The sequence below is a fragment of the Mycobacterium sp. genome (assembly GCF_035653355.1).
Taxonomy (GTDB): Bacteria; Actinomycetota; Actinomycetes; order Mycobacteriales; family Mycobacteriaceae; genus Mycobacterium.
Window position 1 is genome coordinate 1 of record NZ_DASRBZ010000550.1, and the last position, 2,019, is coordinate 2,019.

The 2,019-nt window shown below is 66.6% G+C and carries 3 protein-coding genes; 2 read left to right on the forward strand and 1 reads right to left on the reverse strand.

What is annotated here, in order from left to right:
• Both VFA16_RS18825 and VFA16_RS18830 read left to right on the forward strand, forming a co-directional pair.
• On the forward strand, positions 1-324 hold a 324-nt coding region (locus VFA16_RS18825), incomplete at its 5' end, for an SRPBCC family protein (protein ID WP_324969274.1).
• A gap of 141 nt (positions 325-465) precedes the next feature.
• Entirely contained in the window at positions 466-924 is a 459-nt protein-coding gene (locus VFA16_RS18830) for an SRPBCC family protein (RefSeq protein WP_071700235.1), read from the forward strand.
• Here VFA16_RS18830 and VFA16_RS18835 read toward each other — a convergent pair.
• On the reverse strand, positions 887-2,019 hold a 1,133-nt coding region (locus tag VFA16_RS18835), incomplete at its 5' end, for a pyridoxal phosphate-dependent aminotransferase (RefSeq protein WP_324969275.1). The genes VFA16_RS18830 and VFA16_RS18835 overlap by 38 nt on opposite strands.

A 2,019-nucleotide genomic window follows, 5' to 3' on the forward strand; every position in this document is an offset into this window, starting at 1 on the left:
GAAAGGCGAGACGACGGTCGGCCCAAAGTGGCCCGGATGAAAGTCAGGGCGGCCGGCATCACCGATGAGCAGGTGGTCGCCTATACCTGGGGTGAGGGCATCGTGAGCTGGACGCTGGTCAGTGCCAGTCAACAGCGATCCCAGGACGCGGTGTACACGCTGACCCCGGAGGGCGACAAGACTCGGGTGAAGTTCGAGATCACCGTCGACCCGACGGTGCCGCTGCCGGGATTCCTGCTCAAACGAACCATCAAAGCAGTGATGGACACCTCGACCGAAGGACTGCGAAAGCGGGTGCTGAGCGTCAAGAAAGGCCGCGGTTGACCGGACCGCCGGCGGGGACGGAGCCGGCAGCCGGCGGCGAGGGGCATCGACAACCTGCCGGCCTGCCGCTGCGCTTGGCGAAAGCGGCTGGTACTCGCGGATTTGCCGCCGTGGAGTCGGCGTGTTGCTAGCTTGGTGGTAGTGGCCGTACGAGCATCCCGGGAAATCGTTATCGACGCGCCGCCCAACGTGATTATGGAAGCGCTCGCCGATATCAACACCCTGACGGCGTGGTCTCCGGTGCACAAACGGGTGGAAGTGCTGGACCGCTACGACGACGGCCGCCCCCACCATGTGAGGGCCACCATCAAGATCTTCGGGCTGGTGGACAACGAGATTCTCGAATATCACTGGGGCCCCGACTGGGTGGTCTGGGATGCCGAGGCAACGTTTCAACAGCATGGACAGCACGTGGAGTACACCCTCACGCGCGAGGGCGTCGACAAGACCCGGGTGCGCTTCGACATCACGGTCGAACCGTCGGGACCGATTCCCGAGTTCCTCGTCAAACGGGCCAGCAACATCGTGTTGGCCACCGCGACCGAGGGGCTGCGCGAGCGGGTTACGGGTCGGGCGAAGGACGCCCGTGAGCCGCAGTAGCGCTTCGGTCGCGTAGCGCCGTCAGCCGGCGGATCGCCTCGTCGAGGGTGTCATCCCGTTTGGCAAATGTGAACCGCACCAGGTGATTCCAGAGCCTGGCAGGCTCGCCGTCGGGGTCGCAGAAGGCCGACATCGGGATCGCGGCCACCCCGACCTTCCCGGGCAGCGCGGCACAGAACGCGGTGCTGTCGTCATAGCCCAATGGACGGGGATCCGCGCACAGGAAGTAGGTGCCCGAACTGTCGTGGACGTCGAAGCCCACTTCGGCCAGTGCGCTCGCCAGTCGGTCACGCCTGGCCTGCAACGCGGTGCGCAGTGCGGCCACCCAGGCCTCTTCGTTATTGAGCGCCTCAGCCACCGCCGGCTGGAACGGGGCGCCGCCGACGTAGCTCAGATACTGCTTGGCTGCCCGTACCCCGGCGATGAGATCGGATGGGCCGCAAGCCCATCCGATCTTCCAGCCGGTGCAATTGAACATCTTGGCGGCACTGGAGATGGTGACGGTACGTTCGGCCATTCCCGGGAAGGTGCCCGGGGGCAGGTGCCGGCGGCCGTCATACACCAGGTGCTCGTACACCTCGTCGGAGATGACCAGCAGGTTCGCCTCGACGGCGATTTCCGCGACGGCCGCCAGCTCGGCATGCGTGAGCACCATGCCGGTGGGGTTGTGCGGTGAGTTGAGTATCAGCGCTTTGGTGCGCGGCGTCACCGCGCGGCGCAGCGCGTCGACGTCCAGCGCGAAGCCGCGGCCATCCAACACCAGTGGGACGACAACCCGCCGCGCCCCGGCCATCGCCACCACCGGCGAGTAGGAGTCGTAGAAGGGCTGGATCAAGATCACCTCATCGCCCGGCTCGACCAGTCCGAGCACCGCCGCGGCGATGGCTTCGGTCGCGCCGACCGTCACCAGCACTTCGGTGTCCGGGTCGTAGTCGACGCCGTAGTGCCGTTTGCGATGCGCGGCGATGGCGTGGCGTAGCGGCGCCATCCCGATCCCCGGCGGGTACTGGTTGACCCCCCGCGCGATGGCATCCTGCGCGGCCCTGAGCATCCCGGGTGGGCCGTCCTCATCGGGAAAACCCTGCCCGAGGTTCA